Source organism: Mycobacterium sp. IDUB_1 (assembly GCF_055419625.1).
Genome location: NZ_JBVAYA010000005.1, coordinates 251,725 through 273,868, shown reverse-complemented (window position 1 = coordinate 273,868; position 22,144 = coordinate 251,725). Strand labels below are relative to the sequence as shown.

The 22,144-nt window shown below is 69.5% G+C and carries 21 protein-coding genes; 12 read left to right on the top strand and 9 right to left on the bottom strand.

What is annotated here, in order from left to right:
* Positions 1 to 44: 44 nt before the first annotated feature.
* Both obgE and proB read left to right on the top strand, forming a co-directional pair.
* Positions 45 to 1,487 carry a GTPase ObgE gene (obgE, locus tag ACZYYX_RS25430; protein ID WP_463817521.1) on the top strand — a complete coding sequence of 481 codons (1,443 nt, stop codon included), beginning with the start codon at positions 45 to 47 and terminating at the stop codon, positions 1,485 to 1,487.
* Positions 1,484 to 2,584, top strand: a complete 1,101-nt coding sequence (gene proB, locus ACZYYX_RS25425) for a glutamate 5-kinase (protein WP_463817519.1) — start codon at positions 1,484 to 1,486, stop codon at positions 2,582 to 2,584. The genes obgE and proB overlap by 4 nt, the downstream gene beginning before the upstream one ends.
* Here proB and ACZYYX_RS25420 read toward each other — a convergent pair.
* Genes ACZYYX_RS25420 through ACZYYX_RS25410 form a run of 3 tightly spaced genes read right to left on the bottom strand, consistent with a single transcriptional unit; the run spans position 2,581 to position 4,626 of the window.
* Positions 2,581 to 3,195: a hypothetical protein gene (locus tag ACZYYX_RS25420; RefSeq protein ID WP_463817517.1), complete on the bottom strand. Its 615-nt coding sequence runs from the start codon at positions 3,193 to 3,195 to the stop codon at positions 2,581 to 2,583. The two genes, proB and ACZYYX_RS25420, sit on opposite strands and share 4 nt — an antisense overlap.
* A 5-nt stretch (positions 3,196 to 3,200) precedes the next feature.
* On the bottom strand, positions 3,201 to 4,037 hold the full coding sequence (locus tag ACZYYX_RS25415) for an NAD-dependent protein deacetylase (RefSeq protein WP_463817515.1): 837 nt from the start codon (positions 4,035 to 4,037) through the stop codon (positions 3,201 to 3,203).
* A gap of 46 nt (positions 4,038 to 4,083) precedes the next feature.
* Positions 4,084 to 4,626 carry a cysteine hydrolase family protein gene (locus ACZYYX_RS25410; protein WP_463817514.1) on the bottom strand — a complete coding sequence of 181 codons (543 nt, stop codon included), beginning with the start codon at positions 4,624 to 4,626 and terminating at the stop codon, positions 4,084 to 4,086.
* A gap of 54 nt (positions 4,627 to 4,680) precedes the next feature.
* Here ACZYYX_RS25410 and ACZYYX_RS25405 point away from each other — a divergent pair, with 54 nt between their 5' ends.
* The gene (locus tag ACZYYX_RS25405; RefSeq protein ID WP_463817512.1) at positions 4,681 to 6,723 is read left to right on the top strand and encodes an NAD(+) synthase; all 2,043 of its coding nucleotides are present in this window, start codon (positions 4,681 to 4,683) and stop codon (positions 6,721 to 6,723) included.
* Here the strand turns inward: ACZYYX_RS25405 and ACZYYX_RS25400 are convergent.
* Complete coding sequence (locus ACZYYX_RS25400; protein ID WP_463817510.1) at positions 6,720 to 7,577, bottom strand: ribokinase; 858 nt, start codon at positions 7,575 to 7,577, stop codon at positions 6,720 to 6,722. The two genes, ACZYYX_RS25405 and ACZYYX_RS25400, sit on opposite strands and share 4 nt — an antisense overlap.
* Positions 7,578 to 7,600: 23 nt before the next feature.
* On the opposite strand from ACZYYX_RS25400, the gene ACZYYX_RS25395 reads away from it, so the two are divergent.
* From ACZYYX_RS25395 to ACZYYX_RS25385, 3 genes are read left to right on the top strand one after another with little or no spacing between them, the layout of a single operon-like run.
* Positions 7,601 to 8,881 (top strand): glutamate-5-semialdehyde dehydrogenase, encoded by a 1,281-nt coding sequence (locus tag ACZYYX_RS25395; RefSeq protein WP_463817509.1) that lies wholly within the window; start codon positions 7,601 to 7,603, stop codon positions 8,879 to 8,881.
* 14 nt (positions 8,882 to 8,895) lie between these two features.
* Complete coding sequence (locus tag ACZYYX_RS25390; RefSeq protein ID WP_463817508.1) at positions 8,896 to 9,783, top strand: AAA family ATPase; 888 nt, start codon at positions 8,896 to 8,898, stop codon at positions 9,781 to 9,783.
* Complete coding sequence (locus ACZYYX_RS25385; protein ID WP_463817507.1) at positions 9,783 to 11,219, top strand: vWA domain-containing protein; 1,437 nt, start codon at positions 9,783 to 9,785, stop codon at positions 11,217 to 11,219. Before ACZYYX_RS25390 ends, ACZYYX_RS25385 begins: the two co-directional genes overlap by 1 nt.
* 102 nt (positions 11,220 to 11,321) lie before the next feature.
* On the opposite strand, the gene ACZYYX_RS25380 is transcribed toward ACZYYX_RS25385, so the two are convergent.
* Genes ACZYYX_RS25380 through ACZYYX_RS25365 form a run of 4 tightly spaced genes read right to left on the bottom strand, consistent with a single transcriptional unit; the run spans position 11,322 to position 16,876 of the window.
* Entirely contained in the window at positions 11,322 to 12,560 is a 1,239-nt protein-coding gene (locus ACZYYX_RS25380) for an NAD(P)/FAD-dependent oxidoreductase (RefSeq protein ID WP_463817506.1), read from the bottom strand.
* Positions 12,557 to 13,951: an FAD-dependent oxidoreductase gene (locus tag ACZYYX_RS25375; RefSeq protein ID WP_463817504.1), complete on the bottom strand. Its 1,395-nt coding sequence runs from the start codon at positions 13,949 to 13,951 to the stop codon at positions 12,557 to 12,559. The genes ACZYYX_RS25380 and ACZYYX_RS25375 overlap by 4 nt, the downstream gene beginning before the upstream one ends.
* Before the next feature lie 7 nt (positions 13,952 to 13,958).
* A complete protein-coding gene (locus tag ACZYYX_RS25370) occupies positions 13,959 to 15,392 on the bottom strand; it encodes an FGGY family carbohydrate kinase (RefSeq protein ID WP_463817502.1) in 1,434 nt (477 codons plus the stop codon).
* The gene (locus ACZYYX_RS25365) at positions 15,389 to 16,876 is read right to left on the bottom strand and encodes an amino acid permease (RefSeq protein ID WP_463817501.1); all 1,488 of its coding nucleotides are present in this window, start codon (positions 16,874 to 16,876) and stop codon (positions 15,389 to 15,391) included. The genes ACZYYX_RS25370 and ACZYYX_RS25365 overlap by 4 nt, the downstream gene beginning before the upstream one ends.
* A 157-nt stretch (positions 16,877 to 17,033) precedes the next feature.
* On the opposite strand from ACZYYX_RS25365, the gene ACZYYX_RS25360 reads away from it, so the two are divergent.
* Genes ACZYYX_RS25360 through ACZYYX_RS25335 form a run of 6 tightly spaced genes read left to right on the top strand, consistent with a single transcriptional unit; the run spans position 17,034 to position 21,051 of the window.
* Positions 17,034 to 17,762: a GntR family transcriptional regulator gene (locus ACZYYX_RS25360; RefSeq protein ID WP_463817499.1), complete on the top strand. Its 729-nt coding sequence runs from the start codon at positions 17,034 to 17,036 to the stop codon at positions 17,760 to 17,762.
* 33 nt (positions 17,763 to 17,795) lie between these two features.
* Positions 17,796 to 18,434, top strand: coding sequence for a nicotinate-nucleotide adenylyltransferase (nadD, locus tag ACZYYX_RS25355; protein ID WP_463817498.1), 639 nt, complete (start codon positions 17,796 to 17,798; stop codon positions 18,432 to 18,434).
* Positions 18,431 to 18,802, top strand: a complete 372-nt coding sequence (gene rsfS, locus ACZYYX_RS25350) for a ribosome silencing factor (protein ID WP_463817772.1) — start codon at positions 18,431 to 18,433, stop codon at positions 18,800 to 18,802. Before nadD ends, rsfS begins: the two co-directional genes overlap by 4 nt.
* A complete protein-coding gene (gene gpgP, locus ACZYYX_RS25345) occupies positions 18,799 to 19,476 on the top strand; it encodes a glucosyl-3-phosphoglycerate phosphatase (protein ID WP_463817497.1) in 678 nt (225 codons plus the stop codon). The genes rsfS and gpgP overlap by 4 nt, the downstream gene beginning before the upstream one ends.
* Entirely contained in the window at positions 19,466 to 20,212 is a 747-nt protein-coding gene (octT, locus tag ACZYYX_RS25340; protein ID WP_463817496.1) for a diglucosylglycerate octanoyltransferase, read from the top strand. Before gpgP ends, octT begins: the two co-directional genes overlap by 11 nt.
* 2 nt (positions 20,213 to 20,214) lie before the next feature.
* Complete coding sequence (locus ACZYYX_RS25335) at positions 20,215 to 21,051, top strand: DegV family protein (RefSeq protein ID WP_463817494.1); 837 nt, start codon at positions 20,215 to 20,217, stop codon at positions 21,049 to 21,051.
* A gap of 16 nt (positions 21,052 to 21,067) precedes the next feature.
* Here the strand turns inward: ACZYYX_RS25335 and ACZYYX_RS25330 are convergent, their stop codons facing one another.
* Entirely contained in the window at positions 21,068 to 22,117 is a 1,050-nt protein-coding gene (locus tag ACZYYX_RS25330; protein ID WP_463817493.1) for an NAD(P)H-dependent amine dehydrogenase family protein, read from the bottom strand.
* Between the last annotated feature and the right edge of the window lie 27 nt (positions 22,118 to 22,144).

The following is a 22,144-nucleotide window of genomic DNA, read 5'->3' as shown; positions in this document are numbered from 1 at the left end:
TGGCGCCCAATCGTCGGTTTCGGCACTGAGAGAGGAGGACATCGATGACCCGCTTCGTCGACCGCGTGGTGATTCACGCCCGGGCGGGTAACGGCGGCAATGGCTGCGCGTCGGTGCACCGGGAGAAGTTCAAGCCCCTCGGTGGCCCCGACGGCGGCAACGGCGGACGCGGCGGCAGCATCGTGTTCGTCGTCGATCCGCAGGTCCACACCCTGCTCGACTTCCACTTCCATCCCCACGTCGTCGCCCCGTCGGGCAAGCAGGGCGCCGGAAGCAACCGCGACGGTGCAGCAGGCGCTGATCTCGAGGTCAAGGTGCCCGACGGCACCGTCGTGCTCGACGAACAGGGCCGGCTGCTGGCCGACCTCGTGGGACCCGGCACCCGCTTCGAGGCGGCCGCAGGTGGTCGTGGCGGGCTCGGTAACGCCGCGTTGGCGTCGCGGGCCCGCAAGGCCCCCGGCTTCGCGCTGCTCGGCGAGAAGGGCGAGGTGCGCGACCTCACCCTCGAACTCAAGACCGTCGCCGACGTCGGGCTCGTCGGATTCCCGTCGGCCGGCAAGTCCTCGCTGGTGTCGGCGATCTCGGCGGCCAAGCCCAAGATCGCCGACTACCCGTTCACCACGCTCGCTCCGAACCTCGGGGTGGTGTCCGCCGGCGACCACACGTTCACCGTCGCCGACGTCCCCGGATTGATCCCGGGCGCCTCCGAGGGCCGCGGGCTGGGACTGGACTTCCTACGCCACATCGAACGCTGCGCCGTGCTCGTGCACGTGGTCGACTGCGCGACACTGGAACCCGGCCGCGATCCGATCTCCGACATCGAGGCGCTCGAAGCCGAGATCGCCGCCTACACCCCGACACTGCAGGGCGACACCACGCTCGTGGACCTCGCCGAGCGGCCTCGCGCGGTGGTGCTCAACAAGATCGACGTGCCGGAAGCGCGCGAACTCGCCGACTTCGTCTCCGACGAGATCGCATCGACGTTCGGGTGGCCGGTGTTCGAAGTGTCCACCGTGGCGCGAGAAGGTCTGCGGCCGTTGACGTTCGCACTGTGGGACATGGTCGCGGCCTACCGCGCGGCGCAACCCGAGGTCGTCGCCCGGCGCCCCGTCATCCGGCCCGTGCCCGTCGACGAGACCTCGTTCTCCGTCGAGCCGGACGGGCAGGGCGGCTTCGTCGTGCACGGCACCCGCCCGCAGCGCTGGGTGGCGCAGACGAACTTCGAGAACGACGAAGCCGTCGGCTATCTCGGTGACCGGTTGGCGCGCCTTGGCGTCGAGGACGAACTGCTCAAGCTCGGTGCCCGCCCGGGCTGCGCGGTGACGATCGGCGACATGACGTTCGACTGGGAACCGCAGACCCCTGCCGGCGTCGACGTGCACCTGTCCGGACGCGGTACCGACATCCGGCTCGAACAGAGCGACCGCGTGTCGGCTGACGAGCGCAAAGCGGCGAGAAAGGCACGGCGGGAGAGTAATCCGGAATGAGCCGCCACCGCGAGGCGGTTCGCACCGCACGATCGGTGGTCGTCAAGATCGGTACCACCGCATTGACCACGCCGACAGGCGAATTCGACGGTCGCCGCCTGTACGACCTCGTCGACGCGTTCGAAGCGCGGATGAAGGCGGGCTCGGATCTGGTGATCGTGTCCTCGGGTGCGATCGCCGCTGGGATCGAGCCGTTGGGGCTGACCAGACGACCCACCGATCTGGCCACCAAGCAGGCCGCCGCGAGCGTCGGTCAAGTGGCCCTGGTCAACTCGTGGAGTACGGCGTTCGCGCGCTACCAACGCACTGTCGGGCAGGTCCTGCTCACCGCGCACGACATCTCGATGCGGGTGCAGCACACCAACGCTGCACGTACCCTCGACCGGTTACGCGCGCTGCACGCCGTGGCGATCGTGAACGAGAACGACACCGTGGCCACCAACGAGATCCGGTTCGGCGACAACGACCGCCTCTCCGCGCTCGTCGCGCACCTCGTGGGCGCGGACGCGCTGATCCTGCTCTCCGACGTCGACGGCCTCTACGACAGTGATCCGCGAAAAGCGAACGCGCGCTTCATCTCCGAGGTCGCCGGGCCTGACGATCTGGCCGGAGTGACGGCGGGGCGCGGCAGCCACCTCGGTACCGGCGGCATGGAGTCCAAGCTGTCCGCGGCGCTTCTGGCCTCCGATGCCGGGGTGCCGGTACTCCTGGCTGCGGCCACCGATGCCGCTGCCGCGCTGGACGACGCGTCGGTCGGCACCGTCTTCGCCCCCCGCGCCGAACGGATGTCGGCGCGCCGCTTCTGGGTCCGCTACGCCGCCGAGTCGGCCGGGGCGCTGACCCTCGACGACGGTGCGGTGAATGCTGTCGTGCGGCACCGTCGTTCGCTGCTGCCGGCCGGTATCACTGCCATCACCGGGCGGTTCTCCGGCGGCGACGTCGTCGAGCTGCGCAGCAGCGACGCCACGATGGTGGCTCGGGGCGTGGTGGCCTACGACGCGGCGGAACTGGCGACCATGCTGGGCCGGTCGACATCCGATCTGCCCGCCGAGATGCGGCGCCCGGTCGTGCACGCCGACGACCTGGTCGCGGTCTAGAAACGGTCCTTCGCCCAGTTCTCGAGCCACTCTGCACGGCGCTCGGCCGCGTCGATGGCGTCGTTGTCGGCACGCCGCACCGGCACCCCGTGCGCGGACGCGGTCTCGACGACGGCGGCGCGCACGGCAGGATCGGCGAGCAGCAGTGTCGCGAGCACACCCGCCGAGAGTGTGCGGTTACGCAGTCGGCCGCGGTAGTTCACCTCGGCGGGGACGCGCACATCCAGCAGGCTCGACAGCGGGCCGCCGGCGGCGGCGACAGCCGCGGTCAGTACCGCGTCGGACGCCAGGCCGAGGAGTTGCTTTCGGAAAGGGAAGCGCGGCAACGGAAGTCGGTTGACCTGTGTCTGCAGTGCGTCTGTCAGAAGGTAGCCGATCAGACTGTGGGTTTCGATGTCGACGACGTCGGACCAGTCGACGGAGTCGCCGTCGAACTCCACCTCGTCACCGCTGACGGCGAGCCCACCGAAATGGTTGAGTAGGCGAACAGCACCCTGCAGCGGGTCGGGCAGGCGGGTCAGCGCGACCACCGCGTCGCCGACGCCGAGGCCCCACCGCTGCGACGCGGGTCCGGACGGCGGTCGCTGCGCGCTCGGCAACAGCGAGCTCACCAGGCTCACACCGGGCTCGCAAGGGCCGGGAGTTCGTCGGCCAGCAGCGCCAGCATCGGTGAGCACCCGTTGTCGATCGTCACGGTGGCCAGGTCGTCGCCGCGGGTGCGGCCACGGTTGACGATCGCGATCGGCATGCCGCGCGCCGCCGCATGCCTCACGAAGCGGTAACCGGAGTACACCGTCAGCGACGAACCGGCGACCAGCAGCGCCTCGGCGTCGTCGACCATCGCGTACGCCTCGTCCACTCGCGCTTTCGGCACGCTCTCGCCGAAGTACACGATGTCGGGTTTGAGCATGCCGCCGCAGCGGGGGCAGTCGACGATCCGGAACCCCGAGGTGTCACCCACGACCGCGTCGGCATCCGGCGCGACGGCGATGCTGTCCAGGCTGCCCACCCGCTCGCGGAACCCGGGATTGGCCGCCTCGAGCATGTCGTCGAGCGCGGCGCGCGACATGCCGGCCCCGCACTGCAGACACACGACGTGCACGTAGGTGCCGTGCAGATCGATGACTGCCCGGCTGCCCGCCTTGGTGTGCAGGAGGTCGACGTTCTGGGTGATCACACCGGTGACGACGCCGGCCCGCTCCAGGGCGGCCAGCGCGCGGTGCCCTGCGTTGGGGCGGCGTTCGTCCATGTGTCGCCACCCGACGTGATTGCGGGCCCAGTAGCGCTGCCGGAACACCGGGTCCGACGTGAACTGCCGGATCGTCATCGGGTTGGCCGGCGGGGAATCGGGTCCGCGATAGTCCGGAATGCCCGAGTCCGTCGACATGCCTGCGCCGGTCAACACGGCGATGCGACGCCCGCGCAGCACGGCAATCAGTTCGGGGGACTCCACGACATCGAGGATAGGTGCGGGCGCGATCGGCGCAGTTCAGTGATGGTCAGCGCAGACACTGGTCGGCACCGTCGAGGATCTCGGCGCTCATGTTCTGCTCCATCATCTGCAGCGCTGCGTCGCCGAGGTCGGGGTCGATGTGCGCGACGACGTCACGAGGAACGACGACGGGGAAGTGCCGGACATAGGCGTCCAGCGCGGTGTAGAGGACGCACTGCTCGGTGACCTGACCGGTCAGCACGAGATGGTCGGGTTTCAACTGGTTCAGCAGATAAGCCAGCGACGTGGCGTAGAACGCGCTGTGGCGCACCTTCGTCATCACACGAAGGCCCTGCTGCGGGACGATCGGCTTCACCAGATCGGGCCGCTCGCCCTCCAGTGCCGCACGGACGATGTCGCTGAATTCGGCACTGAAGTCGCCGTAGTTGTCGTTGACGTAGATCAGCTCCACGTCGTCGCGCTCGTGGGCCTCGGCCACGAGTCCGCTCAGTGGCTCGACGACGGGCTCGACGTGCGGGATCAGCTTGTCGGCGTCGGGATGCCGGTACGTGTTCATCATGTCGATGACCAGGATCGCGGTGGTGCTCATGACCTCACGCGTACCCAGCGATCAGACGGGGACACTTCGGGGACACAATGAACCATGGACTTTTACTCGGCGTATCGGCAGGGGTTCGTCCGCATCGCCGCCTGTACCCACCACACGACGCTGGCCGACCCGGCCGCGAATGCGGAATCGGTCCTGCGGATCGCGCGCGAATGCCACGACGACAACGTCGGCCTCGCGGTGTTTCCCGAGCTGACGCTGTCGGGGTATTCGATCGACGACATCGTGATGCAGGACGCACTTCTCGAGGCCGTCGACACCGCTGTCGCTGAGGTCGTGGCCGGCACTGCCGCACTGTTGCCGGTGCTCGTCGTCGGAGCCCCACTGCGCCACCGCAACCGCATCTACAACACCGCCGTCGTCATCCACCGCGGTGAGGTCCTCGGCGTGGTGCCGAAGTCGTACCTGCCCACCTACCGGGAGTTCTACGAGAAGCGCCAGATCGCCGCGGGCGACGACGAGAGCGGTGAGATCCGGGTCGGGGGAGCCACCGCCCCGTTCGGGCCCGATCTGCTGTTCGCGGCCGATGATCTCCCGAACTTCGTTCTGCACGTGGAGATCTGCGAGGACATGTTCGTCCCTGTGCCGCCCAGCGCCGAGGCCGCGCTGGCGGGCGCGACGGTGTTGGCGAATCTCTCGGGCAGCCCCATCACGATCGGCCGAGCCGAAGATCGTGCGCTGCTGGCTCGCTCGGCGTCCTCCCGGTGCCTGGCAGCCTACGTGTATGCCGCTGCGGGAGAGGGGGAATCGACGACAGATCTGGCATGGGACGGGCAGACGATGATCTGGGAGAACGGGGTGTGCCTGGCACAGTCCGAACGGTTCCCCAAGGGAGAGCGCCGTTCTGTCGCCGACGTCGACCTCCAGTTGCTCCGCAACGAGCGGGTCCGCATGGGTACGTTCGACGACAACCGGCGTCACCACCTGATCGACGACGACTCCTATCGGCGCATCGAGTTCACATTGAATCCGCCCGCCGGCGACATCGGATTGCGTCGCGAGGTGCAGCGCTTCCCGTTCGTGCCCAACGACCCGGCTCGTCTCGAACAGGACTGCTACGAGGCGTACAACATCCAGGTCTCCGGACTCGAACAGCGGCTGCGCGCGCTGAAGTACCCGAAGGTCGTGTTGGGTCTGTCGGGCGGGCTGGACTCCACCCATGCGCTGATCGTCGCGGCGCGGGCGATGGACCGGGAAGACCGCCCGCGCAGCGACATCCTGGCCTACACCATGCCCGGCTTCGCCACCGGAGAACGCACCAGGAGCAACGCCACTCGGCTCGCCCAAGCGCTCGGCGTCACGTTCGAGACCCTCGACATCAAGGCCACCGCAGAGCTGATGCTCAAAGAACTCGACCATCCGTTCTCCCGCGGGGAGAAGGTCTACGACGTCACGTTCGAGAACGTACAGGCCGGGCTGCGCACTGATTATCTGTTCCGGCTGGCCAACTATCGCGGCGGGATCGTGCTGGGTACCGGCGACCTGTCCGAGCTGGCGCTGGGCTGGTCCACGTACGGAGTGGGTGATCAGATGTCGCACTACAACGTCAACGGTGGGGTGCCCAAGACGTTGATCCAGCATCTGATCCGCTGGGTGATCTCGTCGGAACAGTTCGACGCGACGGTCAACGAGGTGCTGGTCGACGTGCTGGACACCGAGATCAGCCCCGAGCTGGTGCCCGCGGGTGAGGACGAGGAGATCCAGAGCAGCCAGGGCAAGGTAGGTCCGTATGTGCTGCAGGACTTTTCGCTGTTCCAGGTGCTGCGCTACGGCTTCCGGCCGTCGCGGGTGGCGTTCCTGGCCTGGCATGCGTGGCGCGATGCCGAGCGCGGGGACTGGCCGTTCGGCATTTCCGAGGACGAGCGCCCGTCGTACACGATCGGCGAGATCCGGCACTGGCTCGAGGTTTTCGCGCAGCGCTACTACTCGTTCAGCCAATTCAAACGCTCGGCGCTGCCCAACGGGCCGAAGGTCTCGGCCGGCGGTGCGCTGTCGCCGCGCGGCGATTGGCGGGCCCCCTCGGACATGTCGGCGCGCACGTGGCTCGACGAGATCGAGCGCTGCGTGCCTGCGGACTAGTTCTGCACGAGGTCGTCGATGGCCTCGCGGGTCGGTGCGCAGTCACCGGCACCGGGCACCAGTGTGGCCAGCGCACCGGCGGCGCAGGCACGGCGCAGGGCCACGTCGGCGCCCTCCGGCCACGCCGCGGCCAGAACGCCGGCGAACACGTCGCCGGCACCCGTGGTGTCGATCGCCTCGACCGCAGGAGCTCCGACGTCGTCTGTGGAACCCTCGGTCACGTGCCGCGCGCCGTCGGCGCCGCGTGTGATGACCAGGTGGGGCACCGGGGTGTCGCGCCAGTCCGAGGCCTCCGTCTCGTTGACGACGACGATGTGGGCGCGTTCGGCCAGTCGCCTGCGGTGCCCGGGGTCGGTGAGCGCGGGGGAGGCGTTGACCATCACGACCGCGCCGCCCTCGCGACCGACTGCCGCGGCGGCGACGGCGGTGTCGATCGGGATCTCCAGCGAGACCAGCACGACGTCGCTGTCGGCGATCACCGACCGGACCTCCGCCGAGGTCAGGCTCAGGTGCGCGTTGGCGCCCGGCGCCACCACGATGCAGTTCTCGGCGGCGGCGTCGACCAGGATCGCGGCCGATCCGCTCGGGCCCGGCACCTCGACGACGGCCCGCAGGTCGACGTCGTTGCGGCTCAGGTGCGCGCGCAGCTCACCGGCCGCGGCGTCGGTGCCCAGCGCGGCGACGAGCTGTACCGTCGCGCCTGCTCGAGCAGCGGCCACGGCCTGGTTTCCGCCCTTGCCGCCCGGGCTGGTCGACAGCGACGACGCCAGCACGGTCTCGCCCGGCTCGGGGAGTGTTTCGACGGTGAAGGTGAGGTCGGCATTGACACTGCCCACCACGCAGATCCTCGCCACCGCGGCAACGCTACGCTGGGCGGATGAGTCTGCACGCACCGGAACGCAGTGCGGGTTCGTCCGACCCGGTCGATGGGTCTTCCGACGACCTGCGCGGGCAGGTGCACGCCGCCGCGCGCCGCGCCCGTACCGCGTCGCGCGACCTGGCGACCCTGAGCACCGAGACCAAGAACCGGGCGCTGCACACCGCCGCTGATCACCTACTCCTGAGCACCCGCGCGATCCTCGAGGCCAACGAGGCGGACCTGGCCGCCGCCCGCGACGCCGGCACCCCGGACGCCATGCTCGACCGTCTGGCGCTGACCCCGACCCGGGTGGACGGAATCGCCGACGGACTCCGTCAGGTGGCTGCGCTGCCCGATCCCGTCGGCGAGGTGCTGCGCGGACGGACCCTGCCCAACGGGCTCCAGCTGCGGCAGCAACGCGTCCCCCTCGGCGTCGTCGGCATCGTCTACGAAGGCCGCCCCAACGTCACCGTCGACGCCTTCGGCCTGACGCTGAAGTCCGGCAACGCCGTCCTTCTCCGAGGTAGCTCGTCGGCCGCCCGGTCGAACGCTGCCCTGGTGGAGGCCCTGCGCGCCGCCCTTCAGGCCGAACGGCTCGATCCCGACGCCGTCCAGCTGTTGCCCAGCGCCGACCGCGCCAGCGTCACCCATCTGATCCAGGCGCGCGGCCTGGTGGACGTGGTGATCCCGCGCGGCGGCGCCGGACTGATCGACGCGGTCGTGCGCGACGCGCAGGTGCCCACCATCGAGACCGGTGTCGGCAACTGCCATGTCTACGTACACGCCTCGGCCGATCTGGACATGGCCGAGTCGATCGTGCTCAACGCGAAGACCCGCAGACCCAGCGTGTGCAATGCCGCCGAGACACTGCTGATCGACGCGGCGGTCGCCGATGTCGCGGTACCGCGATTGACGGGTGCGCTGCAGGCCGCCGGGGTGACCGTGCACGCCGACCCAACCGAGGACGAGCTGCGCGCCGAATTCCTCTCCATGGACATCGCGCTCGCCGTCGTCGACGGCGTCGACGGCGCGATCGCGCACGTCAACACCTACGGCACGGGCCACACCGAGGCCATCGTGACGACCGATCTCGCTGCGGCACAACGCTTCACCGAACGCGTCGACGCGGCGGCGGTGATGGTGAACGCCTCGACCTCGTTCACCGACGGTGAGCAGTTCGGTTTCGGCGCCGAGATCGGCATCTCGACGCAGAAGCTGCACGCACGGGGACCGATGGGGCTCCCCGAGCTGACCTCGACGAAATGGATCGTCTGGGGCGACGGTCAGACCCGCTCTTAGTCAGGAGAACCACTGTGAGTGTCCCCGCGCGCCCAGCGCCGTTGTTCGCCGACATCGACGACGTCGCGCGTCGATTGGCCGAGACCGGGTACCTGCCAGACACGGCGACCGCGACCGCGGTCTTCCTCGCCGACCGGCTGGAGAAGCCGCTGCTCGTCGAAGGACCCGCAGGCGTCGGCAAGACCGAACTCGCGCGAGCGATCGCCCAGGCCACCGGCTCGGGGTTGGTGCGGCTGCAGTGCTACGAGGGCGTCGACGAGGCCCGCGCACTCTACGAGTGGAACCACGCCAAGCAGATCCTGCGCATCCAAACGGGCAGCCAGGGTGGTGCCGGCGACTGGGACCAGACCAAGACCGACGTGTTCTCCGAAGAGTTCCTGCTGTCGCGGCCACTGCTGACCGCGATCCGGCGTACCGATCCGACCGTGCTGCTGATCGACGAGACCGACAAGGCCGACATCGAGATCGAAGGTCTGCTGCTCGAAGTGCTCAGTGATTTCGCGGTCACCGTGCCCGAACTCGGCACGATCGTCGCCGAACGCAAACCGCTGGTCGTGCTGACTTCCAACGCCACCCGTGAGCTGTCCGAGGCTCTCAAGCGCCGCTGCCTGTTCCTGCACATCGACTTCCCCGATCCCGATCTGGAACGGCGCATCCTGCTCTCCCGGGTGCCCGAGCTGCCCGATCGCCTGGCCGAGGAACTGGTCCGCATCGTCGGCGTGCTGCGCGCGATGGCGCTCAAGAAGGTGCCGTCGGTGGCCGAGACGATCGACTGGGCGCGCACAGTACTGGCCCTCGGCCTGGACACCATCGACGACGAGGTGATCGCCGCGACGCTGGGTGTGGTCCTCAAACACCAGTCCGATCAGATCAAGGCCGCCGGGGAGCTGAGGCTCAACTGATGGCCCCGCGTCGCACGCGCCCGCCGCAACCCCTGGCCCCGCATGGGATTCCGGGTCATCTGGTCGAGTTCGTCGAGGCGCTGCGCGGCGCGGGCATCGCCGTGGGCCCGTCCGAAACCGTGGACGCCGGACGGGTGATGACCGTGCTCGGCATGGCTGATCGGCTCGCGTTGCGGGAGGGCATCGCGTGTGCGGTCCTGCGCCGCCCCGACCACCGCGACACCTACGACGCGCTGTTCGACCTGTACTTCCCGCCGGCGCTGGGGTCGCGCACGGTGCTCGCCGACGAGTCGACCGACAGCCAGAGCGTGCCGCCCGACGATGCCGAGGCGATGCGACAGACACTGCTGGACCTGCTGTCCGAGCATCAGGACGCGGGCGATCTCGACGACCGGCTCGCGGCGATGATCGCCCAGATCGTCGAAGCCTACGGCCGGTACAACTCCAGCCGGGGACCGTCGTACTCGTCGTACCAGGCGCTCAAGGCGATGAGCCTGGACAGCCTCGAAGGCCGGTTGCTCGCCGGCCTGCTGGCACCCTACGGCGAGGAACCGACACCCACCCAGGAGCAGATCGCCAAAGCGCTTGCTGCGCAACGGATCGCGCAGCTCCGGAAGATGGTCGAGGCCGAGACCAAGCGGCGTACCGCCGAACAGCTCGGACGTGAGCACGTGCAGACCTACGGCGTGCCGCAGCTTGCTGAGAACGTCGAGTTCCTGCGCGCCTCAGGCGAACAGCTGCGTCAGATGCGTCGCGTGGTGGCGCCGCTGGCGCGCACGCTGGCGAGCCGGCTCGCCGCCCGTCGCCGTCGTTCCCGGGCCGGCGAGATAGACCTGCGCAAGACCCTGCGCAAGTCGATGTCCACCGGCGGCGTGCCGATCGACGTGGTGCTCAAGAAGCCGCACCCGGCCCGACCCGAACTCGTGGTGCTGTGCGACGTGTCCGGCTCGGTCGCCGGGTTCAGCCACTTCACGCTGCTGCTGGTTCATGCTCTGCGCCAACAGTTCTCGCGGGTCCGCGTCTTCGCGTTCATCGACACCACCGACGAGGTGACCGAACTGTTCGGCCCCGACGCCGATTTGGCGGTGGCGGTGCAGCGCATCACCCGGGAGGCGGGCGTGTACACCCGTGACGGGCACTCCGACTACGGCCACGCGTTCGTGTCGTTCATGGACAAGTATCCGACGGTGCTCTCGCCCCGCAGCTCGCTGCTGGTGCTCGGCGACGCCCGCAACAACTACCGCAATCCCGAAGCCGATCTGCTGGCACACATGGTCAATGCCAGCCGCCATGCGCACTGGCTCAATCCCGAGCCGAAGCACCTGTGGGGCAGCGGCGACTCCGCTGTGCCGCGCTACACCGACGTCATCGCGATGCACGAATGCCGCTCGGCCAAGCAGCTGGCCTCGGTGATCGACTCCCTTCTGCCGGTGTAGGACCGCGAGTGTGCGGTCGTGGTTGTGGTCTCGGCGCTGCGGCGTGCTGGCTGCCATATCGGCCAGCGCGTGTCGCGGATGAAGCGGCACACTCGCGGCAGGTCAGGAGAACGAGACCGTGATCTCGCCGCCCTTGGGGTCCGCCCCCGAGACGAGAGACCATGGGGCCCGGTACACGCGGCCCGGCGCCGCCGGCCACAGTGTGCGGGCCGTGCCGACGACGCGCCCGTCCTGGACCGCGCGCAGGGCGGGCAGTCGGCGGTACTCGTCGGTCCACAGCAGCAGATCGCCCCGGGGTGCGTCCCCGCTGACCGTCGACACCCGCTGCGGCGCAATCCAGGTCAACGGGGCCTCGGCACGGATGCGGGCGGCGCTGTGCACGGGTTCGGCCGTGCCGCCGGTGCGCAGCCACTGCCGCACCGGTGCGGCGACGTGTCGGCCGTCGAGTGCGGCCCCGTCGGCGGTGTCCACCGGATGCAGCAGGTTGCCGACCGCGAAGACGCCGGGCCGGCTGGTGCGCAACGCGGCGTCGACGGCAGGGCCGCGGGTCGCCGGGTCCATCTCCAGACCGCCGGTGCGTGCGAGCTCGTGGTCGGGAATCCAGTCGCCGGTGAAAACCACGGTGTCACAGGTAATGTCGTGGCGTCGGCCGGCCCGCTCCACGGTGACCGAGCGGACCCTGTCTTTCCCGTGCACCGCGACCAGCCTGCTGTTGGTCAGCACCGGGCCGGACAGCAGCGCCCGACCCGGAAGGCGGAACGCGGCGTACGCCTCGGCACGCGGATACCGGCTGACCATCGCGACCGTCGCGCACCCGGCCTCCCGCAGCGTCAGCACCGCCGACCAGCTGACGAGTTCAGCGCCGACGATGACGGCGCGGGTGCCGACCCGCCCGTGGTGCAGGTGCACCAGGTTCTGCAGCTGACCCGTGGTGTACACGCCGTCGGGCCGGTCGCCGGGGATCAGTCGCGCGGGGCGGGGCCGTTCCCTCGCACCCGTCGCGAGAATCACCGCGTCCGCGGTGACGGTCCGCACGCCGCGCGGCGAGGTGATCGCGAGCGTGCGCTCGCCGGCCCAGGCAGTCACCATCGCCTCGGTTTCCAAGGTCGCACCCGCCTCGGCGGCCATCGCGGTCAGCCGTCGCGCGTAGGAAGGCCCGGAGACGAACCGGTGCATATCCCGTATCCCATATCCCAGATGATCGCTGTGGCGGGGGATTCCGCCGGTGTGGCTCTCCCGTTCGAGCACCAGCACCTCACCGTCGACGCAGGGCGCAAGCGCGGCGGCGGCGGTCAATCCGGAGGGGCCGCCGCCGATGATCGCGACTGCGACGCGGCTCATCGCACCGTCCCCTGAGCCAGGAGTTCCGCGGTGTGTGCGCCGCAGTAGAAGCCCTGGCATCGGCCGTTCATCACCCGGGTGCGGCGCCGCAGACCGTCGAGATCTGCTGGCGGGATGGGGGACTGGAATGCGTCACGGATCTCGCCGACGCTCACGCGTTCGCAGAAGCAGACCAGCCGGCCGTAGTCGGGGTCGGCGGCGATGCGTTGCTCGTCCTGATACGGCCGCACACCGATCTCGCCGATGTTCGGCATCCGCGGTGGCGACGGCAACTCGTCTCGCTCGGAGACGTCGACGCCTGCTTCGGCGAGCAGACCCGACACGTACTCGGCCACCGCCATTCCCGACGTCAGTCCCGTGGAGCGGATTCCGCCCACGAGGACGTATCGCGCGGCGGCGTCGAGGTCGATCACGTAGTCGTCGTGATTGCTCGCCGCCCGCAGCCCGGCGTACGTCGCGGTGATCTCCTCGTCGAACAGGGCGGGCATCAGTGCGCGACCCTTGCTCGTCAGGAAGTCCAGACCCTTCTCCGAGGTGCCGGTCGCCGTGCGGTCGGTCAGGTTCTCCGACGTCGGGCCGACCATCACGTTGCCGTAGATGGTCGGGCTGACGAGCACGCCCTTGCCCCGCGAGGATGGGACGGCGAGCACGATCATCGGCACCATGGGCCGGGCCAGCTTGTCGAACACCAGCAACTCGCCGCGCCGCGGGGTGACGGTGAGGCGCTGGTGGCCGAACTCGGCGTCGATGTGGTCGGCGCCCAGTCCGGCGGCGTTGATCACCCAGCGGGCGCGCATCTCGCCGCGGCTGGTGTGCAGCGTGGTGAACTCGGCGCCGGGAACCGCCGCGTCCACCCGTGCGCCGCGCACCAGCGCTGCGCCCCGAGCCACCGCATCGGTTGCCAGGGCGAGGTTGGTGGTCCACGTGCAGATGATGGATTCGCCGGGAACGCTCAGTCCGGCCATCGCGCCCGGCCCGAGGGCCGGCACGCGGCGATAAACCTCGTCGGCGCTCAGCAGTCCGCAATCGCGGTAACCGTTGCCTTCGGCCTTCACCATCAGGCGGGGCAGTGCGGCGACCTCTTCCTGCGTCCAGGCGACGAGCATGGCTCCGGTGCGCTCGACCGGGATGCCGGTCTGCTCCGCGTAGGCGCCGAGCAGGTCGTAGCCGCGGGCGACGAGCCGCGATTCCAGGGTGCCGGGGGTGGCGTCGAACCCCGTGTGCAGCAGCGCGGTGTTGGCCTTGCTGGTGCCGTCGCCGACGTCGTCGCGGGCTTCGATGAGCGTGACGGACAGGGAGGTGCCGGCGAGCGCGCGGGCGATCGCGGCGCCGACGATGCCGGCGCCGACGACGATCACGTCGGAGACGTCGGGCACGCTGTCGGCGGTCATACGGCAGTCATTCAATGGTCTCCTCAACGGTGCGGCGCCAGCGGGCCAGGAAGTCGGCGGCGCGCTCCGCCGGCCACTGCGGCTGGTAGGTGCGTTGGGGTGTCCAGGAGCCGACGGCGTCGCTGACGGCGAGACCGGGGTCGGTGGCCAGACGGGCGCATGCCGCGGCACCCAGCGCGGTGGCGTGTGCCGACGGGAACACCTCGACCGGAAGCTGGGCCAGATCGGCCTGGGCCTGCATCAGCACCTCGGAACGAGTCAGACCCCCGTCGACCCGCAGCCGGGTCAGCTGCCGGCCGAGGTCGGCCGACACCAGTTCGGTCAACGCGGTCACCTGCGCGGCTACCCCCTCCAACAGCGCCCGAACCAGATGCCCACGTGTGCTCGACAGTGTCATCCCGGTGAAGCTGGCGGTGGCTGCGGCGTTCCACCACGGCGCCGCCAGGCCGGCCAGCGCCGGCACGCAGACCACGCCGTCACTCGCGTCGGCGGCCACCGCGTCGAGCTGGTCGGCCGCGGGCACCAAGCCGAGATCAACGGCCCACCGCACCGCTGAGGCCGCGGTGTAGACCTGGCCGTCGACGCAGAACGCGCTCTCGTCGCGCAGCCGCCACGCCACCGACGTCGTCAATCCCCACCGCGATCGCACCGGGTCGGCGCCGAGCTGCGCCAGCAGGAAGGCTCCGGTGCCGTACGTACATTTCGCCGAGCCGGGCTCCAGGCAGCTCTCGGCGAGCAGCGCGGCCTGCTGGTCGACGATCAGCCCGCCCACCGGCAGCGTCGGCCCGAACACGTCGGTGTGCCCGACGATCTGATCGCAGGCCACGATCTCGGGCATCGGCTCGCCGGCGAGTCCGAACAGGGCGACGAGTTCTGGGTCCCACGCTGGGTCGCTTCCCGCCTGGTCCAGCGTGGTCAGCAGGGACCGGCTGGCCGTCGCGGCGTCGGTGACGAACGCGCCGCAGAGCCGGTGCACCAGCCAGGTGTCGGTGGTGGTGACGACGCCGTCGCGGGTCAGTTCGGCCCGCAGCCACGCCATCTTCGGTGCCGAGAAGTAGGGGTCGAGAACGAGGCCGGTGCGTTCGGCGATGCGCGCGCCGTGTTCGACCAGCGATCCGCACAGCGCCTCGGAGCGACGGTCCTGCCACACGATCGCCGGTGTCAGCGCGCGGCCGGTCGCGCGGTCCCAGGCGAGCACGGTCTCGCCCTGGTTGGCCAGCGCCACCGCCGTCACGGGTACGCCGGCCTCGGCGAGCGCACGGCGCCCGGCGGTGACGACGCTCGCGAACAGCGCCTGGGGGTCCTGCTCGACTCCGCCGCCGGGCAGGTAGTCGGGACGCAGCGACACCTCGGCGGTCGCGCACACCGCGCCGCCGTCGTCGACGACGACGGCCTTGGTGCCCGAGGTGCCCTGGTCGATCGCCAGGATCGCTCCGCTCACTCCCGCAGCTCGGAGTCGATGGAGGCCATGTCGGGCATTGTCAGCCCCGCGCGGCCGTGCCGGACCAGGAGGTAGATCAGATAGGCCGCGCCGATGGCGACCATGACCAGCACGTAAGCCCACGCCTGCGCGAACGCCGCGTCGCGGAACAGTGCCAGCTCGAAGGCCAGCCAGACGACTGCCACCACCAGGATCGGGATCTCCCACCTGCCGAGATCGAACTTGCCGTTACGAGGAAGCGACGAGCGCTTGATCAAGTAGAGCACCACTGTCGAGGCGTACATCACGGCAGGCAGGAGTGTCGCGGCGCTGAAGAGGGTGAACAGCGCGGTCTCGGAGTGGGCGAAGATCGCCAGGATGAGCTGCGCCAGCGCGAAGTACAGCAGGGTCGCTTTGAACGGGGTGTGGAAGCGGGGCGAGATCTGGTTCCACTGTTGCCAGCCGGGGAAGCGGCGGTCGCGGGACATCGCCCAGGTCAGCCGGACTCCGGTGATCATGATGACGAGCCCGCAGGCGAAGATCGCGAGCACGACCATGAGCAACAGCAGCGTCGCCACCACCGAGCCGAGCGTGTTCTTGATGACGTCGGCGATCGGGGTGCCCGACTCGGCGAGGGCGACGGGATCGCCGGCGGCGAGCGTGACCGCGATGAGGAACGCGAAGCCGAGGACGCCGGAGGCGAGCACGGCGTTGCACATGGCGCGCGGCACCACGCGCTCGGGATCGTGGGTTTCTTCGGCGAGGTTGGCGGCCGACTCGAAGCCGACGATCGTGAACGCGCCCAGTAGGAAGCCGAGCATCCACGGCCCGGCCGACGTCCAGTCGCCGAAACTCCAGAAGCCCTCGGATGCCACCGCGCCCTTGCTGACGAGGTTCGCGACGTCTTCAGCGTTCAGGTCGCCGCGCACCGCGGCAACGACGAGCAGCAGCACCGTCAGCAGCGCCATCCCCACGAGCTCCAGCGTCACCAGGCTGTTGTTCACTCGTTCTGCCCACGGGGTGGAGAGCGCCACCAGCAGAGCCTGCAGCACCAGCACGCCTGCGGTCATCACCCACGCGATCGTCGCGGTGCCGTCGTAATCGAGCAGCACCGGCAGGATCGTCGAGGCGATCGTGTAGTCGACGGCGACCACCACGATCGCGAGGAACGTGAACGAGATCCAGCCGATGATCCAGCCCAGGATGGGGTTCGCCAGCCGCGACATCCACTGGTAGTGGTAGCCGGTCACCGGGATGCGGGATGCGAGCGCGCCGAGCACGAACGCCACGGCCAGCTGTCCGACGACCGCGATCGGCCAGGTCCAGATGCCGACCGGACCGGAACTGTTCAGCACCGCCCCGTACGTGGTGAAGATGCCGGTGGCGATCGAGACGAACGCGAACGCGACCGCGAACGACGCGAATCTACCGGTGCGCCGTTCGAGAGATTGGGTGTAGCCGAACTGGGCGAGCTCAGCCGAGTCGCGGGAGTCGGGGCGTGTCACGGGAGCCTCCGGGCTGTCGGGGGTGGGCAACCTTGGTATAGACCATATGGTTGAACCAAAGTATCGGGGGAGATGTGACGCCCGTCAATCCGGCAGCGGGATTTTTACCCGGCCGTCACACGCGTCGAAGCCCAGCTCGCGGGGCTAATCTGACGGGATGGCTTCGGGCACGCCGCTATACATGTCGATCGCCGCGGACGTCCGCGACCGGATTGCCACCGAGCAGCTGGGGCCACACACCCTGCTGCCGTCCGAGCGTGAACTGGCCGAACAGCACGGTGTCAGCCGAATGACCGCCCGCCAGGCGCTGTCGCTGCTGGAGAGCGAAGGAGCCGTGTACCGCAAGCCGCCGCGCGGCACCTTCGTCGCCGAGCCGCGTGTCCGGTTCCATGTCGGCAGCTTCTCCGAGGAGGTGGCGCGCATGGGCCGGCGGCCGGCCGCCAAGCTGCTGTGGGCCGAACACCAGGCCGCCAAACCTGCCGTCCGGCGCGCTCTGGACCTGCCCGACGGCGCCGCGGTGCACGTGTTCTACCGGCTGCGCAGCGTCGATGACGTGCCGTTCGCCCTCGAGACCACGTATCTGCCTGCCGACCTGACGCCGGGAATCCTGGAGGAGCCCGATGACGGGTCGTTGTGGGCGCTGCTGCGCTCCCGCTACGGCATCGACCTGGCCCGGTCCACCGCGGTGCTCGAATCGATCGTGCTCGACGACGCGTCGAGCATGCAGCTGGGAGTGCGGGCCGGCTCGGCGGGCACGTTGCTGACCCGGAGCACCCGTGACACCTCGGGCCGGTGCGTGGAATACGCCCGCGACGTGTATCGCGCCGATCGCGCGGCCTTCGAGGTCTCCGAGGAACTGGGCGCGAACCGTCTCTCATCGGTCTGAGGCCTGAGTTTCGGTCCCGTAAGCTCGCTATTCGTGCAAGCGCGACGGCGGCTCGGGGTGATGGGCGGAACATTCGACCCCATCCATCACGGTCACCTGGTCGCCGCCAGTGAAGTCGCCAACCTGTTCGGCCTCGACGAGGTGGTGTTCGTCCCCACCGGGCAGCCCTGGCAGAAGCGCAGCAGAGCCGTCACCCCCGCCGAGGACCGCTACCTGATGACCGTCGTTGCCACCGCGTCGAACCCGATGTTCTCGGTCAGCCGGGTCGACATCGACCGCGGCGGGCCCACCTACACCAAGGACACGCTGCGGGATCTGCGCGCTCTGAACCCCGACGCCGACCTGTACTTCATCACCGGCGCCGACGCGCTGGCGTCGATCCTGTCCTGGCAGAACTGGGAAGAGATGTTCTCCATCGCCCGCTTCGTCGGTGTCAGCAGACCCGGCTACGAGCTGGACGGAAAGCACATCTCGGCGGCCATGGCCGAACTGCCAGCCGATGCCCTGCATCTGGTCGAGGTGCCTGCGCTGGCCATCTCGTCGACCGAGTGCCGCGAGCGCGCCGAAGCCTCGCGGCCGATTTGGTATCTGGTGCCCGACGGTGTCGTGCAGTACGTCGCCAAACGGCATCTCTACCAATCACACAGCCGCACTGAAGGAGACCGTCCCTGACCGCCACACCAGAAGCCGTTCACATGGCCGAGACCGCCGCGCGCGCGGCGGCGGCCAAACTCGCCGACGACGTCGTCGTCATCGACGTGTCCGAGCAACTCGTCATCACCGACTGCTTCGTGATCGCCTCGGCGTCCAACGAGCGCCAAGTCAACGCGATCGTCGACGAGGTCGAGGAAAAGATGCGCCAGGCCGGGTACAAGCCGGCGCGCCGCGAGGGCACCCGCGAGGGCCGCTGGACCCTGCTCGACTACGTCGACGTGGTGGTGCACATCCAGCACCAGGACGAGCGCAACTTCTACGCCCTGGACCGGTTGTGGCGCGACTGCCCGCTGGTGCCGGTCAATCTGTCCGGAGACGACGCGTGACGGTGCGCAAGCTCGTCATGCTGCGGCACGGGCAGACCGAGTACAACGCCGGTAGCCGCATGCAGGGGCAGCTCGACACGGACCTGTCGGACCTCGGCCGCGAGCAGGCCACGATCGCGGCCGAAGCGCTGGCCAAACGGCAGCCGCTGCTGATCGTGTCGTCTGATCTGCGGCGCGCACTCGACACCGCGGTCGCTCTGGGTGACCGCTGCGGTCAGCAGGTGTCCGTCGACGCCCGGCTGCGCGAGACGCACCTCGGCGACTGGCAGGGGATGACCCATCTCGAGGTCGACGACGTCGCCCCCGGTGCGCGGCTGGCATGGCGCGACGATGCGCGCTGGGCTCCGCACGGCGGGGAGAGCCGGGTCGACGTCGCCGACCGAAGCCTGCCACTGGTGCGTGAACTGGTGGCCGGACAACCGGAGTGGGGCGCCGACGGCTCGGATCGGCCGGTGGTACTCGTGGCCCACGGCGGGTTGATCGCGGCGCTGACCGCCGCGCTGCTGGACCTGCCCGTCGACAACTGGCCCGTCCTCGGCGGGCTGGGCAATGCCAGCTGGGTGCAGCTTGCCGGACACACCCGAAGCGGCGGCGATCCGGCGAACCTGGCAGACATCCGGTGGCGACTCGACGTGTGGAACGCTTCGGCGCAGGTCGCAGGCGATGTCCTCTGACGCTGAGGCTCATCGCACCACTCTGCTCGTCTTCTGCGATTCGCTGTCCTACTACGGCCCGACCGGCGGACTGCCCGCCGACGATCCCCGGATATGGCCGAACATCGTTGCTGCGCAACTCGACTGGGATGTCGAGGTCATCGGAAGGATCGGTTGGACCAGCCGCGACGTGTGGTGGGCCGCGACGCAGGACCCGCGTTCATGGGCGGCGCTGCCCCGCGCCGGCGCCGTCGTCTTCGCGACGTCGGGAATGGATTCGCTGCCGTCGGTGCTGCCCACCGCTCTGCGGGAACTCATCCGGTATGCGCGCCCCCCACGGCTGAGACGCTGGGTGCGCGACGGCTACAGCTGGCTCCAGCCGCGGCTGTCACCGATCGCACGGTCCGCGCTGCCCCCGCGCTTGACCGTCGAGTACCTCGAGATGACACGTGCCGCCATCGATTTCAACCGACCCGGGATACCGGTAGTGGCCTCACTGCCGTCGGTACACATCGCAACGTCCTACGGCAACGCCCACCACGGCCGGACCGGCACCGTCGCCGCGCTCACCCGCTGGGCCGCCGAGCACGGGGTGCCGCTGGTCGACCTCAAAGCCGCTGTGGCAGAGGAGGTCATGAGCGGTCGCGGCAATCCCGACGGCATCCACTGGAACTTCGAGGCGCATCGGGCGGTCGCCGACCTGATGCTCAAGGGCTTGGCCGAAGCCGGTGTCCCGATTCCGGATTCGCGCGGCTGACCATGGCGGTGGTGGTGGTCAGCGACTCCTCGGCGCGCCTGGGGGGAGCGGCAGCACGGTGGGGCATCCGCGAGGTTCCGCTGCACGTCCTCGTCGACGGTGCCGATCTGCGCGACGGCGTGGACGAGGTCCCGCATGACGTGCACGACCGGCCGAAGGTCACGACAGCCGGCGCAGCGCCGGCCGAGTTGGCCGAGCACTATCGCCGCGCCTTGACCGACAGCGACGGGGCCGGTGTGGTCGCCGTGCACCTCTCGGCGGCCCTGTCGAGCACCTACAGCGCCGCCGTGACGGCCGCGCGGGAGTTCGGTTCGGCCGTGCGCGTGGTGAATTCGCGCTCGGCGGCGATGGGCACCGGGTTCATCGCCGGCGAGGCGGCCCGGTGTGCGGCTCATGGTGGCGATCTCGACGCGGTCGCCGAGGCGGCCCGCGCGGCCCGCGAGCGCACCCACGTGTTCCTCGTCGTGCACAGGCTCGACAACTTGCGCCGCAGCGGGCGCATCGGCACCGCCTCGTCGTGGCTGGGCACCGCGTTGTCGCTCAAGCCCCTGCTGAAACTGGACGTCGACGGCCGGCTCGTGCTCGACCAGCGCATTCGCACCGTGGGCAAAGCCCATGCGGCGCTGGTGGATCGGGTCGCCGACGTCGTCGCCACGAGGCCAGCCGACGTCGTGGTGCACCATGTCGACAATCACGATGCCGCCGACCAACTCGGCGCGGCGCTCACGACTCGGCTGCCGCAGTTGTCGTCGTTGATCGTCGAGGACATGGGTCCCGTGCTGTCGGTCCACGTCGGCGGGGGAGCGGTCGGGGTGGCCGTGCAGGTCGGCACGTCCTGAGCGTTCGGCCCGGACGTCAGCGGCCGATGCGACCCGTGATCGGCCGCAGGTCGGCCAGCGTCACGATTCCTGGTGGCGCGGCGACCACCGCGGGCACCGCGTTGGTGACCGGCAGGGCGGTGTAGATCATGCCCAGACCCATGAAGCCGGGCTCGGTCCAGTCCTTCGGGGGGAGGCAGTGCACCACGGTGCGCATGTTGGGGAGCCCGAACACCTGCACGACATGGCCGTGCTCGAGTGGCTTCGGCGGCGTGACGTGCTGACCCATGATCCAGTTGAAGCCGACGCTGACGACGTTGCGCTCACCGACCCAGCCGCGGTGGTACCCCATCACCCCGCCGACGGTGCCTTCGGGGATCGTCATGAAGCCCAGGTCGCTGTCCCCGGTCGCGGCCGTGAACGTCACGTCGAAGGTCATCCGATCCAGTGTCGCGCCGATGGCGTCGGCCATCATGGCTGCCGATTCCGCGAACACCTCGCTCTCGCGGCGCACGCTCTCGGCCAGTCCGGGAGTGCCGGGGTCCTGCGAGAACCCCATCGCGGTCTGCGTGCCTGCAGATTCGTAGGTCGAGCAGTCCACCGACTCGGTGATGCGGATCTCGTCGACCCGCTCGCAGGAGCCGCTGAGCACCATGCCGACCAGATTCGACATCCCCGGATGGGCGCCACTGCCGAAGATCGTGGAATTCCCTGTGGCGCAGGCGGTTCGAATGCGGTCGAGATCTTCAGGTGACTGCTTGCCGCCGGTGATCCACGCCGCCGACGAGCACACGTTGACACCGGACTCGAGCAGCCAGACCAATTCGTCGATGCTCGGCCACAGCGGGTTGTAGCAGCAGGCGTCGGGGCGCAGCGCGACGAGTGCCTCGATGTCGTCGGTCGCGGTGACCCCGGTCGGCTCGGGCCAGCCGGCCAGCTCGGCGGCGTCGAGGCCCACCTTGCCCGCGCCGTGCGCGTACACGCCGACGAGTTCCATGTCGTCGCGCCCGATGATGGCGTGCAGAGACCGACGGCCGATGTTCCCGGTGGTCCACTGGATGACCCGCAGAGGCTTGTCCGTCGGCATGGCGTCAACCTACCGCCTCTATGGTGG